Origin of the sequence: Mycobacterium sp. (assembly GCF_032162105.1) — a bacterium.
Taxonomy (GTDB): Bacteria; Actinomycetota; Actinomycetes; order Mycobacteriales; family Mycobacteriaceae; genus Mycobacterium.
In genome coordinates, this window is the sequence record NZ_JAVRPS010000623.1 from 1 (window position 1) to 2942 (window position 2942).

The 2942-nt window shown below is 66.1% G+C and carries 2 protein-coding genes; one reads left to right on the forward strand and one right to left on the reverse strand.

Annotation, left to right across the window (positions count from 1 at the left end):
• Positions 1-367: 367 nt before the first annotated feature.
• Positions 368-1675: a cytochrome P450 gene (locus QOC69_RS31660; protein ID WP_526446457.1), complete on the reverse strand. Its 1308-nt coding sequence runs from the start codon at positions 1673-1675 to the stop codon at positions 368-370.
• A 163-nt stretch (positions 1676-1838) separates the two neighbouring features.
• On the opposite strand from QOC69_RS31660, the gene QOC69_RS31665 reads away from it, so the two are divergent.
• On the forward strand, positions 1839-2942 hold a 1104-nt coding region (locus QOC69_RS31665; protein ID WP_526446458.1), incomplete at its 3' end, for an ATP-binding protein.

Below are 2942 nucleotides of genomic sequence, written 5' to 3' on the forward strand. Positions count from 1 at the left end.
CTGCAGCGCCGCACCGGCCGCCCCTAGCCAGAGGCGGCGGTGCGTCATCCTCGCAGACTCTTCCCGTTGACCTTGCCATTGCAGCAGCTTCCAGCGTGGAGGTCAGTGGTCGGGGACGGCGAGAGGCGTCGACTTCGATGGTGGTCAATTGAGCAGGTCGTACGGCCATTCTGGATTACAGCGCGAAGGCTGCGCTACGCCGTAGGTCGGTCGAGATCGATGGCTCGACGACGACCGTCGTCCAGGGCAAGCGGATTGTCGCCGTGTACGGCAGTGCTGAGTGTGACGTCGACTCGGCGCGGGCCGCGTTGGCACGGGCGAACACAGGACTGGACTACCTGTCGATGCAGGGCTGGCTGGATCTCGGCTACTGATCCGCGTCCTGTGAGAGTCGATCGGTTGGTGCAACCACAGTTACTCGCTTTGATTTCTTTGTCGGACGCCCTGGGTCGAATTCAATGGGGAGAGTTGTGGGCCCGCTTAGCCCAGCCAGCGACTTCCACGGGGCGGGGCCGGTGCGCCGGGCGTGGGGCATTCGCTGGGTGATGACGGTCAGCGCGTCGGTGAGCTCGAGGCGGGCGAGGTGAGAGCCCAGGCAGTAGTGCAGTCCGCCGCCGAAGGTCAGCATGGACGCAGCCCCTGCGCGGGTGATGTCGAGGCGGTCGGGGTCGTGGTAGATGGCGGGATCGCGGTTGGCGGCACCGGTGTTGGCGAAGACTAGTGTGCCAGCGGGGATGTGCACTCCGGCGAGGTCGACGTCCTCGGTGGCGATGCGCAAGGCGACGAAGGCCACCGGCGAGTGGCGCATGAGCTCCTCGACCGCTGTAGGCGTCAGTTCGGGGTGCTGGGCGAGTAGGTTCCACTGGTCGGGGTGGTCACACAGGATGTGCACGGCGGCGGCGAGCTGGTTGCGGGTGGTGTCGGTTCCGCCCAGCAAGAGCGCTGCCACCAGCATGCGTAGTTCGTCGGTGCTGAGGCGGTCGCCGTCGTCTTCGGCGCGGATCAGCTCGGAGATGAGGTCCTCGGTCAGGGTGTGGCGCCGGTGAGCGACCATGTCGCCGATGTAGATGTCGAAGGCCTCCCAGGCGGCCAGGATGGCCTCTGTTTCCGTGGCGGCGTTCCAGCTGAAGGCTTTGAAGATGTCGTCGGCCCAGTCCGAGACGAGCTGCCAGTCCTGCGGTGGCGCGCCCAGCAGGGCGCAGATGATGGGGATCGGGTATTGGCGGGCGATGTCGGCGACGATCTCGCAATGCCCGCGGGTGGTGTGCTGGTCGACGAGTTCGGTGATGACGTCACTGATGGTTGTGTGCAGTCGTGCGGCGGCGCGGGGGGTGAACGCTTTGGACACCAGTCGGCGCAGCCGGTGGTGTTTTGCGCCGTCGACGCTGATGAGGTTGGTGGCGACGCGTTCCCACAGTGGTCCGCTGGTGATGCCTTGGGCGGCCAGAAACATTCCTTTGGGTATCCGAAATCGTGTGTCGCGCAGCACGGCACGCACTAGGTCGTAGGTCAGTAGTTCTGGTCCGTGCGGTCCGAGTGCGATCGGTGCCTGCGCTCGCGCTTGGCCGATGATGTCGTGGGCTTCGTCGGGGTGCTGGGCACGCTCGTAGTCGAGGGTCGGCAGCCCGGCGTCGAACACGTTCGGGCAGCGGGTGGGGCCGATGTTGATGGTCACGTTGGGCTCCTTGCCGGTGTGTCAGTTCGACGATGAGGCCCAGCGCGCGCCGGATCATCGGCCAGAGGTCGTAGATGCGTGCGGTGAGGGTCGTAGATGTGTCCGCCGAACGCGGTAGCGCTGATACGCATATGTGCGGATGTTCGGGGGTCACTGCGGCGGCATGCTGGCTAGCATGAGCGGACATGATTCGCGTGCGGAGACGCCGGCTGGCAACGAGAGCGATCTGGATGTGAGTGCGCAGCTGCCGACGGGAACGGTCACGTTGCTGTTGGCTGACGTCGAGGGCTCGACACGGCTGTGGGAGAACCAGCCCGACGCGATGGCGGCCGCGGTGGCGGTGCTTGATCGCACGGTGTCCGAGGTGGTGACCGTTCACGGCGGGGTTCGGCCGGTCGAGCAGGGCGAGGGCGACAGCTTCGTGGCGGCGTTCGCACGCGCCGGCGATGCGATCGAGTGTGCGTTGGCGTTACAGCAGGCACCGCTGGCACCGATCCGGTTGAGGATCGGCCTGCACACCGGCGATGTTCTGCTTCGCGATGAGGGCAACTATGCGGGCCCGACAATCAATCGCACGGCACGGCTGCGCGACCTCGCGCACGGCGGGCAGACCGTCGTGTCGGGCACCACGGCCGATGTCGTGATTGATCGTCTGCCGACCCATGCCTGGCTGCGGGATTTGGGCACGCATGCGTTGCGTGATCTTCCGCGTCCGGAACGGGTGATGCAGCTGTGCCATCCCGATCTGACGACCGATTTCCCGCCGCTACGGACACGCACGAAGGTTTCCGCGGACCATCTTCCGGTGCCGTTGACGACCTTCGTGGGCCGCGGCGAGCAGGTGAACGACCTCCTGACCACTCTTAGCGGGAATCGGCTGGTCACTCTGACCGGGGCAGGTGGTGTGGGCAAGACCCGGCTGGCGATTCAGGTTGCCGCACAGGCAGTGTCGGATTTTCCCGACGGATTGTGGTACGTCGACCTCGCACCGATCACCGACCCGGCCCTGATGGCCACCACGGTGGCCCGCGCGCTGGGCCTGTCCGATCAGCCCGGACGTTCCACGACGGACACCCTGGTCGGCTTCGTCGGCGACCATCAGATTCTGATCGTGTTGGACAACTGCGAACATCTGCTCGACGCCAGCGCTGCGCTCATCGACGGTCTGTTGGGCGGGTGTCCGCGCCTGACGTTTCTCACCACGAGCCGTGAACCGATCGGCGTCGCCGGCGAGGTCATCCGGCGGGTGCCGTCGCTGTCGCTGGCC